General features: G+C 59.7%; 14 protein-coding genes. 8 read left to right on the forward strand and 6 right to left on the reverse strand.

Annotated elements, in window-relative coordinates:
* Nucleotides 1-779: 779 nt before the first annotated feature.
* A complete protein-coding gene (gene yaaA / locus HU715_RS18170) occupies nt 780-1,559 on the reverse strand; it encodes a peroxide stress protein YaaA (RefSeq protein WP_186705148.1) in 780 nt (259 codons plus the stop codon).
* Nucleotides 1,560-1,873: 314 nt separating this feature from the next.
* Here yaaA and HU715_RS18175 point away from each other — a divergent pair, with 314 nt between their 5' ends.
* From HU715_RS18175 to HU715_RS18200, 6 genes are all read left to right on the forward strand, one after another.
* Nucleotides 1,874-2,998, forward strand: a complete 1,125-nt coding sequence (locus HU715_RS18175; RefSeq protein WP_186705149.1) for a polysaccharide deacetylase family protein — start codon at nt 1,874-1,876, stop codon at nt 2,996-2,998.
* A gap of 335 nt (nt 2,999-3,333) precedes the next feature.
* Nucleotides 3,334-4,728, forward strand: coding sequence for a PhoH family protein (locus HU715_RS18180; RefSeq protein WP_186705150.1), 1,395 nt, complete (start codon nt 3,334-3,336; stop codon nt 4,726-4,728).
* 250 nt (nt 4,729-4,978) lie between these two features.
* Nucleotides 4,979-5,452 carry a cyclic pyranopterin monophosphate synthase MoaC gene (gene moaC / locus HU715_RS18185; RefSeq protein ID WP_030139643.1) on the forward strand — a complete coding sequence of 158 codons (474 nt, stop codon included), beginning with the start codon at nt 4,979-4,981 and terminating at the stop codon, nt 5,450-5,452.
* Nucleotides 5,449-5,691: a molybdopterin converting factor subunit 1 gene (gene moaD, locus HU715_RS18190; protein ID WP_186705151.1), complete on the forward strand. Its 243-nt coding sequence runs from the start codon at nt 5,449-5,451 to the stop codon at nt 5,689-5,691. The genes moaC and moaD overlap by 4 nt, the downstream gene beginning before the upstream one ends.
* A 3-nt stretch (nt 5,692-5,694) precedes the next feature.
* Nucleotides 5,695-6,147 carry a molybdopterin synthase catalytic subunit MoaE gene (moaE, locus tag HU715_RS18195; RefSeq protein WP_053124900.1) on the forward strand — a complete coding sequence of 151 codons (453 nt, stop codon included), beginning with the start codon at nt 5,695-5,697 and terminating at the stop codon, nt 6,145-6,147.
* 284 nt (nt 6,148-6,431) lie between these two features.
* The gene (locus HU715_RS18200; RefSeq protein WP_186705152.1) at nt 6,432-7,208 is read left to right on the forward strand and encodes an ABC transporter substrate-binding protein; all 777 of its coding nucleotides are present in this window, start codon (nt 6,432-6,434) and stop codon (nt 7,206-7,208) included.
* A 125-nt stretch (nt 7,209-7,333) separates the two neighbouring features.
* Here HU715_RS18200 and HU715_RS18205 read toward each other — a convergent pair whose 3' ends face one another.
* The 5 genes from HU715_RS18205 to HU715_RS18225 all read right to left on the reverse strand — a co-directional run bounded on the left by HU715_RS18205 (nt 7,334) and on the right by HU715_RS18225 (nt 12,617).
* A complete protein-coding gene (locus HU715_RS18205; protein WP_186705153.1) occupies nt 7,334-7,960 on the reverse strand; it encodes a helix-turn-helix transcriptional regulator in 627 nt (208 codons plus the stop codon).
* A gap of 89 nt (nt 7,961-8,049) precedes the next feature.
* The gene (locus HU715_RS18210) at nt 8,050-9,177 is read right to left on the reverse strand and encodes an NAD(P)/FAD-dependent oxidoreductase (protein ID WP_186705154.1); all 1,128 of its coding nucleotides are present in this window, start codon (nt 9,175-9,177) and stop codon (nt 8,050-8,052) included.
* Between the two features lie 146 nt (nt 9,178-9,323).
* A complete protein-coding gene (locus tag HU715_RS18215; RefSeq protein WP_186705155.1) occupies nt 9,324-10,274 on the reverse strand; it encodes an ornithine cyclodeaminase family protein in 951 nt (316 codons plus the stop codon).
* A gap of 124 nt (nt 10,275-10,398) precedes the next feature.
* On the reverse strand, nt 10,399-11,862 hold the full coding sequence (gene rhlB / locus HU715_RS18220) for an ATP-dependent RNA helicase RhlB (RefSeq protein ID WP_186705156.1): 1,464 nt from the start codon (nt 11,860-11,862) through the stop codon (nt 10,399-10,401).
* Nucleotides 11,863-11,960: 98 nt separating this feature from the next.
* A complete protein-coding gene (locus HU715_RS18225) occupies nt 11,961-12,617 on the reverse strand; it encodes an alpha/beta hydrolase (protein ID WP_186705157.1) in 657 nt (218 codons plus the stop codon).
* A 472-nt stretch (nt 12,618-13,089) separates the two neighbouring features.
* On the opposite strand from HU715_RS18225, the gene HU715_RS18230 reads away from it, so the two are divergent.
* Both HU715_RS18230 and HU715_RS18235 read left to right on the forward strand, forming a co-directional pair.
* Nucleotides 13,090-14,121, forward strand: a complete 1,032-nt coding sequence (locus tag HU715_RS18230) for an amino acid ABC transporter substrate-binding protein (RefSeq protein ID WP_186705158.1) — start codon at nt 13,090-13,092, stop codon at nt 14,119-14,121.
* A 65-nt stretch (nt 14,122-14,186) separates the two neighbouring features.
* Nucleotides 14,187-15,368, forward strand: a complete 1,182-nt coding sequence (locus tag HU715_RS18235) for an amino acid ABC transporter permease (RefSeq protein ID WP_186705159.1) — start codon at nt 14,187-14,189, stop codon at nt 15,366-15,368.

A 15,368-nucleotide genomic window follows, 5' to 3' on the forward strand; every position in this document is an offset into this window, starting at 1 on the left:
TGGCCGGAGTTAATAGTGTTCAGCGGTCATCGTGCACTCGGAAGTGTGGAATGCAGGCGCCACAGTGCCGTGTGCAGGCATACTAAGTTCCGAGTGTCTAAATAATTGCACTCAAGTTGTGCGCAAAGCGGCCTAGTTGTTATGACCTGCCCTGTTATGCAGCCAGTCCTCGTTGTCGGGAACGCTCGTGCAAAGGTCCTTCACTTCCAATCCCTGGCGAAAAGCCCACAAAATCAGAAGCTTGTGTGCTCGGGTGAGCACGTTATAGGGGCGCAGCCTTGGCCTTGTAGGGGATAGTAATGGTGCGTTATCTCCCATCCTTTAAGGGTGGATCCAATTAGACGACCGTTTCGCTAAGTTGTCGTGACAACTTGGTTAATCCGTTCGACGTCCTGTGTAAGTGATCTCCTACAGATCTGCGAAGAATCGTTACGGGTGGTATGAGCCGTGCAATTTCACATAGTTCCGATCCGCTCATCGCGATTTTCGAAATTTTTCGAAATATTATCGAAGATGGCACTGCTCTCAAGATGATGGCACTTACCATTTTGGCCTTTATAAATGGGGAGTTAATGAGCTGAGATATTTTTGTGCCACTACCGATGAAAAAAATCGGTGCCACTACGCAAAAAACTGACGAGTGTCGAGTGAAAGAAAAGTTAGCGGGGGAGTGGGGCGATTTATTGACGCCATGAAACTGGCGAAACAGGCGAGGAACTAAGATGACAGATCGGGGCTTGATCGAAGCCCCCGATCAGAGAGCGATATAAGGTGATGCCTTATTCGGGGGCGTGATCGCGCAGGAACACCAATTTGTTCTGGCTCGATTGCTCGGGGTTGAAACGATAGCCTTGCACGTCGAATTGGCGGAGTGCCGCAGGGTCGTTGATCCGTTCCTCGATCACGAAACGACTCATCAGGCCCCGGGCTTTCTTGGCGTAGAAGCTGATGATTTTGTACTGGCCGTTTTTCAGGTCGCGGAATTCGGTATCGATGACGCGCGCTTTCAGTGCGCTGCGCTTGACCGCCGAGAAATACTCATTGGAAGCCAGGTTCAGCAGTATGTCGTCGCCCTGGTCGGCCAAGGCTTCGTTCAGCCATTCGCTGATACGCGTGCCCCAGAAGGCATACAGGTCCTTGCCCCGAGTGTTGGCCAGCTTCGTGCCCATCTCCAGGCGATAGGGTTGCATCAGGTCCAGTGGCCGCAACAGGCCATAGAGGCCGGAGAGCATGCGCAAGTGTTGCTGGGCATAGTCGAAATCGGCTTCGCCAAGGCTTTGCGCATCGAGGCCGGTGTACACGTCACCCTTGAAAGCCAGCAGCGCCTGCTTGGCGTTGGCCGGGGTGAACGCCGGTGTCCAGCTGCCGAATCGCGCGGCATTGAGGCCGCCGATCTTGTCGGAGACGTGCATCAGCTCGCTGATCTGTGCCGGCGAGAATTCGCGCAGCTGTTGGATCAGTTCCTGGGAGTGATCCAGGTACTGCGGCTGAGTGAAGCGCGCGGTGGCCGGCGGTGTTTCGTAATCGAGGGTCTTGGCGGGGGAAATCACCATCAGCATGCAATCGTCTCCTTGAAGGTGCGGCGATTCTAGGGGGTTGTCCGGGTGGACTCCAGCTATTGGGGTGATAGGTGATGGATGGGCGTGTTTGGATGGCTGCTCTCCTGGGCAGGCGCTTTTGTGGCGAGGGAGCTTGCTCCCGCTCGGTTGCGCAGCGACCGCAAAAATTCTGGGGCCGCTTCGCCCGAAGCGTCGGACCGGCCCAGCGGGAGCAAGCTCCCTCGCCACAAGGGCTTGTCCGCCAAGTTTGCGCAAGGGGGACGCGTCAGGATCAGCTATCATGCCGCGCGGGTTTCGTTATGGAGACATCCCTTTTGCGCATCGCCCTTCTGTTATCGGCCTGGTTGTTGAGCCTGGGTGCCAGTGCCGCGCCCAACGACGTCGCCACCCTGGACCGCAGCACCTGGCCGGAACAACTTACCAGCCCGACGCTGTTCGACGTGGCCTCGCGGGCCGAGATCCTGATGTTCGCCCGGGGCCTGCTGGATATCGATGCCATGGATGAAATCGCGCTCAAGCAGTACTTGGGGTTGCGCACGGTCAACATGGCTGCGGTCGACGCGCTTCGCGCACGGCTGTGGCAGCGGCTGCTGGCCAATTACAACTTTGCCCAGCGCAGTTGCGATCAGGATGCTTCTTTCTGTTATTTGGTCGAGGACATGGCCACCCTGCGCGAAGAGGCTCGCAGGTTCCATCTGGATGACAACTCCTACTACATCAAATGGGCGGCGCCGAGCCAGATTTTCCATACCCAATATCGCGATGAACTGCTGCGTAAAGCCGCGCTTTTTCCGCAAACCAGCAGTGAAGTCGCTCGTTTTGGCGACTACGAGCGCAATGGCGAGAACATGAACGATCGGCTGTTCCTGCTGACCTTCGACAGCGCCGCCAACGTGGTGCCGGACAACACCCCGTGGCTGACCGATTACCTGCGCAAAGCCAACATGAACGGCACTTTTTTCGTGCTGGGCAAGGACATCCAGGCGCGGCTGGAGGAGCGCTCGGCCAACAGCCTCCAAATGTTGTATGCGGGGCAGTGCGTGGGTGTGCAGGGCTGGGAGTTTCGTTCCCACAGCCATTGGCAGGACTGGCAAGACTCGGTCCGGCGCAGTGTCGAGCTGGTCAAAGGCAAGTTGCCCGAGAATTACGTACCGCTGTTCCGCCCGCCCCAAGGCCAGCGTCGAGGCGATGCCGAAGGGTTTTTCCGGCAGCAGGGCCTGCAAGTGGCGCTGTGGGACATCGATCCCCAGGACAGCGGCAAGCGGCTCAAGCCTGAGCAAAGCGCCCAGCGTGTGCTGACCCTGATGCTGCTATGGCGTCACGGGGTGATCAATTTCAACGCCAAGCAGGATGGGGTGAAAACGGCAATGCCCTGGCTCATGGCGCAGACGGCGCAGAGCGGGATCGGTTGGGCGGACTGCCAGGAAGCGTTTCGCTGAAACCGGAAAAAGCCCGGAAACATTGGGGAGGGAGGAAAACCCGGGCCACATTCGTGACAACCGGACTTCCGACTTTAACGGCGCAATGACGGTACGCCAAGGGTTATTCGTCACTCTGAAAAATAAACTTCAAAAAAACGTCAAAGTGCTTTTTCCTGTCATGTGTTTTGGAGTATCAAGAAGTCAGACCGCCGAAACCTGCAACACAGGTGGCGTCTTCCAAGACCCAATTGTGTGCAGTTCACCTGAATCCTCGCGGGTGAATTCGGTGGCTACCTCGAGGCGCAGCACTGTCACGGTATTGCGTCGAATGGCCCCCACATAGGTGACCGAGTATGGATGACCACGGACGTAGCCCTTCCTCCAACCAGCCAATCCTCTATGTACTCGATACCAACGTATTGATCCACGATCCAAACGCGCTCCTGAACTTCGAAGAACACCACGTTGCCCTCCCGATGACCGTGCTTGAAGAGCTGGACAAGCTCAAGAGCGGGCACCACAGCGTTGCGGCCGAATGCCGGCAGGCGATCCGCCTGATCGACAAGACCCTGGGCGATGCCTCCCCGGAAGATGTCGAACTCGGCGTGCCGATCCAGCGTGGAAAAAGTGGCCCCAAGGGCCTGCTCTCGATCCTGATGAGCAAGCGCACCGAACCCAACCTGGTGCTGCCTGAACACCTGAACGACAACATCATCATCAACCAGTTGATCGACCTACACGCGCGCAACAAGGACCAGGCCGTGGTGTTGGTGACCAAAGACATCAACATGCGCCTCAAGGCACGCGCCTGCGGGATCGCGGCGGAGGACTACAGCACCGACCAACTGGTCGACGACGTTTCGCTCTTGCCCAATGGCTACCACAACATGACCGGCTCCTTCTGGGACCGTGTGAGCAAGGTCGAGACCCGCCAGGACCATGGCCGCACCTGGCACCAGGTGCAACTGATCGACAACCTGCCGGCGGTGCACATCAACGAATTCATCATCGACGAACAAGGCTTCGTCGGCTGGATCAAGGAAATCCAGGTCGACAAATTGCTGATCCTGGATTTGCACCAGGAACCGCTGTTGCATCAAGAGGCGTGGGGCCTCAAGCCTCGTGACATCTACCAGAGCCTGGCGCTGTTCGCCTTGCTCGATCCGGATATCCACCTGGTCAACCTGTCCGGCGCCGCCGGTTCCGGCAAGACCATCCTGGCCCTGGCCGCCGCTATCGAGCAGACCATGGTCAGCAAACGCTACCGGCGCATCATCGCCACCCGCAGCGTGCAGGGCCTGGACCAGGAGATCGGTTTCCTGCCCGGTACCGAAGCGGAGAAAATGGAGCCGTGGCTGGGGGCGATCACCGATAACCTCGAAGCCTTGCACATGGATGATGAAAGCACCCATGGCAGCGTCGACTACATCCTCAGCAAAGTGCCGTTGCAGTTCAAATCCCTCAACTACATTCGCGGGCGCAGCTTCCAGCAGAGCCTGATCCTGATCGACGAATGCCAGAACCTGACCCCGCACCAGATGAAAACCATCATCACCCGTGCCGGTGCCGGTTCCAAAGTGGTGTGCCTGGGTAACCTGGCGCAGATCGACACCCCTTACCTGTCCGCGACCAGCTCCGGGCTGACCTACCTGACCGAACGCTTCAAGGACTTCCCCAACGGGGTCCACATCACCCTGCAGGGCGTACCGCGCTCGATCCTGGCCGAATACGCCGAATCCCATCTGTAACCCCAGCCAAGCCGGGCGACCACCAAGTCGCCCGGTTTTTTTGTATGCGCCACATAATCCCCGTGGGAGCGGGCTTGCTCGCGAAGGCGGTGTATCAGTTGACATATATGCTGCCTGACACGCCCCCTTCGCGAGCAAGCCCGCTCCCACAGGTAAATGCGGTGTTTTGCAAATTGCAGGTGCGACAATCAGCCCTGCCGGAATCTGACCCACGGGTTTACAATCGACGTTCCCGATCAGGAGTATCCCTGTGCTGACTCATCTCGATTCCCAAGGTCGCGCCAATATGGTTGACGTGACCGACAAGGCCGTGACTTTCCGTGAGGCCACGGCCGAAGCTTTTGTGCGCATGCTGCCCGACACGCTGCAGATGATCGTCAGCGGCGGTCATCCCAAGGGCGATGTATTCGCCGTTGCGCGCATTGCCGGCATCCAGGCGGCCAAGAAAACCAGTGACCTGATTCCGCTCTGCCACCCGTTGATGCTCACCAGCGTCAAGGTCGAACTCAATGCCGAAGGCGAGGATCGGGTGCGCATCGTCGCCCGCTGCAAACTGTCGGGACAGACCGGCGTGGAAATGGAAGCGCTCACCGCCGCCAGCGTCGCTGCGCTGACCATCTATGACATGTGCAAGGCCGTCGACCGGGGCATGACCATCGAAGGCGTGCGGGTGCTGGAAAAGCTCGGCGGCAAGAGCGGCCATTTCCAGGCGGATGCGTCATGAACATCACCGTGAAGTTCTTTGCTCGCTACCGTGAAGCGCTAGGCGTGGACTCGGTAAAGGTGGAAGGCGATTTCGCCACGGTCGACGATGTGCGCGCATTGCTCGCCCAGCGGGACGGTGCCGAGGTGCTGAAAGAGCAAAACCTGATGTGCGCGCGCAATGAAGATCTGTGCCAGCTCGACGAACCATTGGCGGACGGTGACGAAGTTGCGTTCTTCCCCACCGTGACCGGAGGCTGAACCATGGCGATTCGTGTGCAGGTCGAACCGTTCGACCCGGGTGTTGAAGTCAATGCGATGCATGCGGCCAATGTCGGCGTGGGGGCGGTGGTGAGCTTTGTCGGCTACGTGCGCGACTTCAATGACGGCCTCGATGTGTCAGGGATGTTCCTGGAGCATTACCCGGGCATGACCGAAAAAGCCCTGGGCAAGATTGCCACCGAGGCCGAGCAGCGCTGGCCGTTGCTCAAGCTGGAGGTGTTGCACCGTATCGGGGCGCTGGAGCCGGGTGAGCCGATCGTTTTTGTCGGCGCCGCCAGTGCCCATCGCCAGGCGGCGTTCGACGCCTGCGCCTTTGTCATGGACTACCTCAAGACCCGCGCGCCATTCTGGAAGAAGGAAAACACCGTCGACGGGCCGCGCTGGGTGGAAGGGCGGGACAGTGATCATGCGGCGGCGGATCGCTGGAAGCAGTAAGCAGCAAGCAGCAAGCAAACTGTTGTTTTTTCGCAGCCCATAAGTCCGTCTTCGCGAGCAAGCCCGCTCCCACAGGGAATTTGTGTTGTACACAGCATGTGTGTTCGGCACAGATCCTTGTGGGAGCGGGCTTGCTCGCGAAGGGGCCAGCAGCCTCCCATCACATTCCCTTGTTTCCCCAATTGACGATATGTACATTAAAGTCCAGTATGGATTTATAAGTACATATAAAGTCATTGCCCCACCTTTCTCTGCCAAACCAACAACAACCGCGAGAGAACATCATGAGCAAACTCCCCCTCATCACCGGCCTGGCCTTGAGCCTGTTGGCCTCCAGCGGCCTGTTCGCCGCTGAGAAAACCCTGCGCATCGGCATCGAGGCGGCTTATCCGCCGTTTGCTTCCAAGACCTCGGAAGGCAAGATCGAAGGTTTCGACTACGACATCGGCAACGCCTTGTGCACCCAGATGCAGGTCAAGTGCGAGTGGATCGAGGGTGAGTTCGACGGGCTGATCCCGTCGCTCAAGGTGAAGAAGATCGACCTGGCGCTGTCGTCCATGACCATCACCGAAGAGCGCAAGAAGTCGGTGGATTTCACCCACAAGTACTATTTCACTTCATCGCGGCTGGTGATGAAGGAAGGCGCTGTGGTCGATGACCAGTACGCCAGCCTCAAGGGCAAGACCGTGGGTGTGCAGCGGGCTACCACTACGGATCGTTTCGCCACGGAAGTTTTCGAGCCCAAAGGCGTGACGGTAAAGCGCTACAGCAACAACGAAGAAATCTACATGGACCTGGCGTCCGGTCGCCTGGACGCGATTTTCGCTGACACCATCCCCCTGGAAGACTTCCTGTCGATGCCCCGTGGCAAGGGCTACGCGTTTGTCGGGCCGGAGCTCAAGGACCCGAAATACGTGGGTGAGGGCGCTGGCATCGCAGTGCGCAAAGGCAATACCCAGTTGGTGGCGGACTTGAACAAGGCCATCGATGGGATTCGGGCGAATGGGGAGTATCAGAAGATCCAGGCCAAGTATTTCAAGTCTGATATCTACGGCGACTGATCAATCGCCTTCGCGAGCAAGCCCGCTCCCACATGGATCTTCGTCGGACATAAATCTCGTGTTCAACGCAAATCCCTTGTGGGAGCGGGCTTGCTCGCGAAGGCGTCAGTAAGGCATCAAAGGTCTCAGCCCTTCAACTCCTTCAAATGCTTGTACACCGTCGCCCGCCCCATGTTCAGCACATTCGCCACATAGTTGGACGCGCTCTTGCCCTTGAACGCGCCTTCGGCATGCAGCGCCAATACCAGCTCGCGTTTGTGGTCGCGGGTCAACAGGTTCAAGCTCAGTTGACGCTCGCGCATCCAGGCGTGCAGGAAGGTGTTGATCCGCTCCTGCCAGTCATCGCGAAACAGTGAATCCGGCTGGGGGATCAGCTTTCCCGGCGACAGGAACAGATCCAGCGCGGCCTTGGCATTCTCGAACAGCGAAATATTCAGGTTGATGCACAGCACCGCCAACGGACGACCCTGGGCATCGCGCAGGACGCTGCTGAGGCTGCGAATCTTCTGTCCGTCCCAGTTCAGTTTTTCGTACGGCCCGATGTTACGTTCGCTGACGTCCTCACTGAGCATGTCTTCCAGGGACGAGTCATCACCGATTTCGCGCTTGGACAGGTTATTGGCGATGTAGTCGACCTTCTGGGTGCGCAGGTCGTGCAGCACGACTTCGGCGTGGGGGTAGAACAGCGTGGCGATGGCGTCGGCGATGGTGCGGAAGTTTTCCAGCGCCGTATCGGAGGGCGAAGCAGTCATGACAGGGCTCCAGGCAGCGTCAGCGCCCCGTGGAACAGGGGCGCGGGGGGAGTGTGCCGCAATCGTGGCGATGCGTCACCTGAGTGGGTTCATCCCAAGCGCTCGGGAGAGAGCATGGCGCTGCTCAGGCCGAAACGCGCCAGGGCTTCGGGCAGCGGTTCGCCACGCACCAGCGCCGCGCTGGCCTGGCCCATGGCCGGGGAGGTCTGGATGCCGTAGCCGCCCTGTGCCGCGACCCAGAACAGCCCGGGCACCTGCGGATCGAAACCGGACAGCAGATCACCGTCGTGGACGAAACTGCGCAATCCGGCCCAGGTGCGGGTCGGACGGCGAATGGTCAGGGTGGTGGCCTCTTCGATCTGGTAGATGCCCATGGCGATGTCCAGCTCTTCCGGCTGCACGTCGTGGGGTTCCACCGGGTCCGCGTTGGCCGGCGAGCCGAGGAACATGCCGGCGTCGGGCTTCATATAGAAGGATTCGTCCAGGCTCACCAGCATTGGCCAGTCGTGGATATCCACGCCCTCGGGGCCGGCGAAGATGAACGCCGCACGGCGCTTGGGTTGCAGGCCCAGTTTGCGGGCGCCGGCCAGCTCGGCCAGTTGATCGGCCCAGGCGCCGGCGGCATTGATCACGATGGGGGCGGTGAAGGTCTGGCTGGCGGTTTTCACCTGCCAAAGCCCTTGGTCATCGCGGCCCAGGCCCAACACTTCGCTGTCGGTGTGCACACTGCCGCCGCTGCGACGGATGCCACGCAGGTAGCCTTGGTGCAGGGCATCCGTATCGATGTCGCAGGCCGTGGGGTCATAGATCGCCCCGTGGACCTTTTCCCGCCGCAGGATCGGCAGCCTCACGCAAGCTTCGTCGGCGCTGAGCAGTTGCATCTGCGGCACCGTGGCCTTGGCGCTCAGGTATTGGTTGTTCAGCTCGGCGGGGTTACCGGTGAAGTCCACGGTCATTTCGCCCCGTGGGCTCAGCAGCGGGTGCTCGCAGAAACCGGCCGGTGGTGCGTCGAAAAAATCCCGGCTGGCCTGGGTCAGCGCCCGCACCTGAGGGGTGCCGTAGGCCGCGGTGTACAGCGCCGCGGAGCGTCCGGTGGAATGGTAGGCCGGGTGCGATTCGCGTTCGAGCACAACGACCCGGCCGTGGGGTGCCAGCCAGTAACCGGTGGAAGCACCGGCAATGCCGCCGCCGATGATGATGAAGTCTGCTTGTGTCATGAAACGCTCCTGTCGAGCACATTGCCGGGAGTTCGCGGAACCTGTGGGAGCGGGCTTGCTCGCGAAAGCGGCTTGTCTGCCACATCAATGTTGAATGTGCTGCCGCCTTCGCGAGCAAGCCCGCTCCCACAGGGAATCGAGTTGTGTCAGTGGTGGTGCAACCGATACAGCGCATTCGCCAACGCAACATCCTCCAGCCCCAGGCCGATGGAGCGGAAGAATACGTGGCGGTGGTAGTCAGGACGCTCCACGTGTTCGCTGAGCAATTCAGGCAAGTCACCGATGATGCTCGACGCTTGCCAGCCGTACTGTTCGCTGGCGATCAACATTTCACCGGCCGAACCCGGAGTGGTCTGACGATAGTCGCAGAACACGTCCATGTCGCTGAGGCGCTGGGGCGGTATTTCGTGGGCGCGTGGGGCGTTGGTGCTGATGGAGGTAATCAGTGCTGGTTTGCCCAAGGTCCGTGGGTCGAACACGGCGTTGGCGGACGAGGTGCAGAGCATCACCACATCGGCATCGTGCAGCGCCGCTTCGAGGGTGTCGGCGATTTGCAGGCGCGGGTCCAGGCCGGTGAGCGAGGCAAGTTCCTGTGCCGACTTGGTTTTCAGGCCGGGCGAAAACAGGCTGATGCCTTGCCAGTCCCGCAGGTCCTTGACGTAGTGCACATGCGCCCGTGCCACTGCGCCGCTGCCAATGACCACCAAGCGCCGGGCGGTATGCGGGGCGAGGGCATCGACGGCGACGGCGGTGGTCGCGGCGGTGCGGGCGGTGGTCAGTTCGGCGGCATCGCACAGCAGCAGCGGTTGGCCGGTCTGCATCGACATCAGCAAGGTCCAGGCGGTCACCAACGGACCTTGCTCGCGCACGATGTAGGGCGAGGTCTTGATCCCGTAGACCTGTTCTTCAGCCAGCACGCCCAGGTAATTGATGAAGTCCCCGGCACTCTGGGGAAACACCACCAATTGCTGGGGTGGCTGCACCGCTTGCCCGGCCGCGAGATCACGAAACAGCTTGCGCAAGATGTGTGGCACATCGACCTGTCCGAGCAGTTCTCGGGCTGTCGCTTGGGTCATGACATAAGGCGTGCTGGACATAGGGGCTCCGGGATGGGCTTCTAAACTAATTTGTCCATTATGGACTTTTAGTTTATTCGGGCAATATCCCGGGGCAAAAAAAAGCGCAGCCTGTCGTGGCTGCGCTTTTTGTTTTGTGGGGCCGTTAAGGGCGCTTGCGCTCAACCGGCCGCAACAAATGCGTCGGTGGCATCTCACAACTGATCTTGCGCCCCAGCAACGCCTCGATCGACGGCAATTGGTAAGAATCATCTTCACCGGCGAAGCTGATCGAAACCCCTGCGGCCCCGGCACGACCGGTGCGGCCGATACGGTGCACGTAATCGTCCGGTACTTCCGGCAGGGTGAAATTGATCACATGACTGATACCGTCGATGTGGATACCACGACCGGCCACGTCGGTGGCAACCAGTACGCGGATCTTGCCTTCGCGGAAGCCTTCGAGGGTCTTGATGCGCTTGTGCTGGGGCACGTCGCCGGAGAGTTGGGCGGCGTTGACGCCATCACGCACCAGGCGTTCTTCGATACGCCGCACTTCGTCCTTGCGGTTGGCGAATACCATCACCCGTTCCCAACCGTTGTCGTTGACCAGGTTGTAGAGCAGCTTGTATTTGTCGGCACCGGCGACGGCGTAGATATGTTGCTCGACGTTTTCGCTGGCGACGTTCTCGGCTTCGATCTCGACGATGGCCGGGTCGGTGGTCCACTGCTTGGCCAGGTTCATCACGTCTTCGGTGAAGGTGGCGGAGAACAGTAGGGTCTGGCGTTCGCTTTTCGGTGGGGTCTGGCGAATGATCTGGCGCACTTGTGGGATGAAACCCATGTCGAGCATGCGGTCGGCCTCGTCCAGCACCATCACTTCGACCATGTCCAGGTGCACGTCGCCGCGCTGGTTGAAGTCCAGCAGGCGGCCCGGGGTGGCCACCAGGATGTCGCAGTGGCGGGCTTCGAGGTGCTTGAGTTGCTTGTCGAAATCCATGCCGCCGACGAACGTCATCACGTTCAGGCCGGTGTACTTGGTCAGGTCGGCGGCGTCCTTGGCGATCTGCACCACCAGCTCGCGGGTCGGCGCGATGATCAGTGCCCGCGGTTCGCCCATGTAGCGTTCCTTGGGCGGCGGGGTCTGGAGCAATTGGGTGATGATGGAGATCAGGAACGCGGCGGTCTTGCCGGTGCCGGTCTGGGCGCGACCGATGGCGTCTTTGCCGGCGAGGGTGTAACCGAGCACTTGCGCCTGGATCGGCGTGCAATAGGGGAAACCCAGGTCCTGGATGGCATGCATCAATTCAGGGGCGAGCTTGAAGTCGTGGAAGCGGGTCTTGCCTTCCTGGGGTTCTACGGCGAAGTCCTCGAGTTTCCAGGCGACGACCGGTGGTTTCGGTGCGCGTTCGCGGCGCGGCCTGGGGGCTTCGTTGCGAGGTTTCTCGGGCTCGGGGGCCGTGACAGGCTGGACGACGGGTTCTTTTGTTGCCTGTGCAACAGGTGCCGCCCGGCGCGGTTGTTGCGCATCGGTATGGCTCGGGCCGTGGGTCGGCGCTGTGGGGCCAGGCGCGAGTTGCTCGGCCTCGCTTTTACCGAACATCTTCTTGAGTGCTTTGAGCACGGTCATCTCATCGATTGGTTAAGGAATGTACGCCGGCCAGTGTAATGCAAGAAACGGGCGCGGCGTAGTGGGATCGTCAAAGGACCGGCGTGGCGATTGGCCGCCTAGCGCAACCGCTCGGCCAGCCAGGTGCCGATGTCGCGAATCTCCTCGGGTAACACTTCGTGGCCCATTGGGTATTCCTGCCATGTCACGGTGACACCATGCTGCTTTAAATACTCTTTAGCAGTCCGCCCCATGGGGTTGAGTACCACTTCGTCGTATTGACCATGCAGCGCCAGGACCGGAATGCGCTGCTGGCTGGCCGATAATTGCAGTTCTTCGCTGAAGGTCGGTGCATAAGTAGACAGTGCGACCACGCCGCCCAGCGGGCCCTGCCATTTCACGAAAGCGGTGTGATAGACCACCGCGCCACCTTGGGAAAAACCGGCGAGGAAAATCCGCGAGGCGTCTATTCCGCTGGCTCGCTGGGTTTCGATCAGGTCAATGACCCGTTGCGCCGAGGCTTCGAGTTGCTGTTCGTCGATGGCCCGGGCCGGGCTCAAGGCACGAATGTCGTACCAACTGGGCATGGCATAGCCGCCGTTGATCGTTACTGGTTGGGTCGGGGCCTGGGGTAGAACGAAACGTGTGGTGAGCAGGCTTTGCTGCAACATTTCGGCGACCGGCAGGAAATCAAAACGATCGGCGCCCAGGCCGTGGAGCCAGATAACGCACGCGTCAACAGTGCCGCTGGGCTCGAGAATCAAGGGGTCGGTCATGGTTGTGCTCCAAATCTGTGCGGGTGCGCTCAATCAGTGCGTGATTACAGTGCGCTTCCGGCGTCTCAGTTAATTAGATGTCGCAAAGTTGAAAGTTTTTGTCTTGACGTGTTTTACATGGCCTAAGCGCAGCGGTCTGGTACGGGCTTTGCTATGGGGTAGCTGAGTGATGATTCTTACGCTGCGCGGTAACACTATCAGTTAGACGCGCCGCATGGGATATCAGAAATCCGGTGATGAATGTTCGCCAATAGCCGCTACGGGCTTCGCGAACGTGAAGGGCTACAGCCCGTTCGGCCGATTGGTGAGAGATGGGCATGACCACTGTTTACGGACATCCTCATTAGTAGACCCATAGCGAAAGTCCAGACGTCGGTTGACCCTAAAAAAAGCCAACAAGGGTCGGCAATGCCTCAAAAGGGTGCGACAGGGCTCGAGCTCCGACACAACAAGAGCAAAACTGGAGGTTTGAATGAAGTTACTGAAATCCACCCTGGCAGTCGTGACTGCAGCAGCAGTCCTCGGCGTCAGCGGGTTCGCTCAGGCGGGTGCAACCCTGGATGCCGTGCAGAAGAAAGGTTTTGTGCAATGTGGTGTAAGTGACGGCTTGCCGGGTTTCTCGGTACCTGATTCCACCGGCAAGATCGTTGGTATCGACGCTGACTTCTGCCGTGCCGTGGCCGCTGCGGTGTTTGGCGACGCGACCAAGGTCAAGTTCAGCCAGTTGAACGCCAAGGAGCGCTTCACCGCGCTGCAATCCGGCGAAATCGACATGCTGTCGCGCAACTCCACCATGACCAGCTCCCGTGATGCGGGCATGGGCCTGAAGTTTCCTGGCTTCATTACCTACTATGACGGCATCGGTTTCCTGGCCAACAGCAAACTGGGCGTCAAGAGCGCCAAGGAACTGGACGGTGCGACCATCTGCATCCAGGCCGGGACCACCACCGAGCTGAACGTGTCCGACTACTTCCGCGCCAACGGCCTGAAGTACACCCCGATCACTTTCGACACCTCCGATGAAAGCGCCAAGTCGCTGGAATCCGGCCGTTGCGACGTGCTGACCTCGGACAAGTCCCAACTGTTCGCCCAGCGCAGCAAGCTGGCGTCGCCGAAGGACTACGTGGTCCTGCCGGAAACCATCTCCAAGGAGCCACTGGGCCCGGTCGTGCGTAATGGCGACGACGAGTGGCTGGCCGTTGTGCGTTGGACTGGCTACGCCATGCTCAATGCTGAAGAAGCCGGCATCACTTCGAAAAACGTCGAAGCTGAAGCCAAGTCCACCAAGAACCCGGACGTCGCTCGTATGCTGGGCGCTGACGGTGAATACGGCAAAGACCTGAAGCTGCCGAAGGACTGGGTCGTGCAGATCGTCAAGCAAGTCGGCAACTACGGTGAAATGTTCGAGCGCAACCTCGGCAAGGACACCCCGCTGCAGATCGATCGCGGTCTGAACGCTCTGTGGAACGCAGGCGGCATCCAATACGCACCACCAGTGCGCTGATGGTTCTATCACCCGGTGGGCCAACCACCGGGTGATGTTCTGTTCCATTCTTTGCGGGGCACTTCATGCAAAATTCAATCGGCGCACCTAAGCAGAGGCTCAGCCTCAGCGATCCACGAGTGCGTGCGTGGGTATTTCAGATCGTCACCATCGTGGCGGTTATTTCGCTGGGCTGGTTTCTGTTCGATAACACGCAGACCAACCTGGAGCACCGGGGCATCACGTCCGGTTTCGGCTTTCTGGAGCGCAGTGCCGGGTTCGGCATCGCCCAACACCTGATCGACTACACCGAAGCGGACAGCTATGCCCGCGTCTTTGTCATCGGTTTGCTCAACACCCTCCTGGTGACCTTCATTGGCGTGATTCTGGCGACCATCCTGGGGTTCATCATCGGCGTCGCACGCTTGTCGAAGAACTGGATCATCTCCAAGCTGGCGACCGTCTATGTGGAGGTTTTCCGTAACATTCCACCGCTGTTGCAAATCCTGTTCTGGTACTTCGCCGTATTCCTGACGATGCCGGGACCACGGGCTGCCCACAATTTCGGTGACACCTTCTTCGTCAGCAGCCGCGGCCTCAACATGCCAGCGGCGCTGATGGCGGATGGGTTCTGGCCGTTCGTGGCCAGTGTCGTGCTGGCGATCGTCGCCATCGTGCTGATGACCCGCTGGGCCAACAAGCGTTTCGAAGCGACCGGCGAGCCGTTCCATAAATTCTGGGTGGGCCTGGCGCTGTTCCTGGTGATCCCGGCACTGTGCGCCGTGATCTTCGGTGCGCCCGTGCATTGGGAAATGCCGCAGCTCAAGGGCTTCAACTTCGTCGGTGGCTGGGTATTGATCCCTGAGCTGCTGGCCTTGACCCTGGCCTTGACCGTGTACACCGCGGCGTTCATCGCCGAGATCGTGCGCTCGGGCATCAAGTCCGTGAGCCATGGCCAGACCGAGGCGGCCCACTCGCTGGGCCTGCGCAACGGTCCGACCCTGCGCAAGGTGATCATCCCGCAAGCCTTGCGCGTGATCATCCCGCCGCTGACCAGCCAATACCTGAACCTGGCGAAAAACTCTTCCCTGGCTGCCGGTATCGGTTACCCGGAAATGGTTTCGCTGTTTGCTGGCACGGTGTTGAACCAGACCGGTCAGGCCATCGAGGTGATCGCGATCACCATGAGTGTGTACCTGGCGATCAGTATCAGCATTTCCTTGCTGATGAACTGGTACAACAAGCGCATTGCGCTGATCGAGCGGTGA

The sequence above is a fragment of the Pseudomonas zanjanensis genome (assembly GCF_014268745.2).
Lineage (GTDB): Bacteria > Pseudomonadota > Gammaproteobacteria > Pseudomonadales > Pseudomonadaceae > Aquipseudomonas > Aquipseudomonas zanjanensis.

Bases quoted from the DNA above. Each gene is read 5' to 3' on its own strand.
- yaaA (WP_186705148.1), bottom strand. From the start codon at position 1,559: ATGCTGATGGTGATTTCCCCCGCCAAGACCCTCGATTACGAAACACCG.
- HU715_RS18180 (WP_186705150.1), top strand. From the start codon at position 3,334: ATGGATGACCACGGACGTAGCCCTTCCTCCAACCAGCCAATCCTCTAT.
- moaD (WP_186705151.1), top strand. From the start codon at position 5,449: ATGAACATCACCGTGAAGTTCTTTGCTCGCTACCGTGAAGCGCTAGGC.
- moaE (WP_053124900.1), top strand. From the start codon at position 5,695: ATGGCGATTCGTGTGCAGGTCGAACCGTTCGACCCGGGTGTTGAAGTC.
- HU715_RS18200 (WP_186705152.1), top strand. From the start codon at position 6,432: ATGAGCAAACTCCCCCTCATCACCGGCCTGGCCTTGAGCCTGTTGGCC.
- HU715_RS18205 (WP_186705153.1), bottom strand. From the start codon at position 7,960: ATGACTGCTTCGCCCTCCGATACGGCGCTGGAAAACTTCCGCACCATC.
- HU715_RS18210 (WP_186705154.1), bottom strand. From the start codon at position 9,177: ATGACACAAGCAGACTTCATCATCATCGGCGGCGGCATTGCCGGTGCT.
- HU715_RS18215 (WP_186705155.1), bottom strand. From the start codon at position 10,274: ATGTCCAGCACGCCTTATGTCATGACCCAAGCGACAGCCCGAGAACTG.
- rhlB (WP_186705156.1), bottom strand. From the start codon at position 11,862: ATGACCGTGCTCAAAGCACTCAAGAAGATGTTCGGTAAAAGCGAGGCC.
- HU715_RS18225 (WP_186705157.1), bottom strand. From the start codon at position 12,617: ATGACCGACCCCTTGATTCTCGAGCCCAGCGGCACTGTTGACGCGTGC.
- HU715_RS18230 (WP_186705158.1), top strand. From the start codon at position 13,090: ATGAAGTTACTGAAATCCACCCTGGCAGTCGTGACTGCAGCAGCAGTC.
- HU715_RS18235 (WP_186705159.1), top strand. From the start codon at position 14,187: ATGCAAAATTCAATCGGCGCACCTAAGCAGAGGCTCAGCCTCAGCGAT.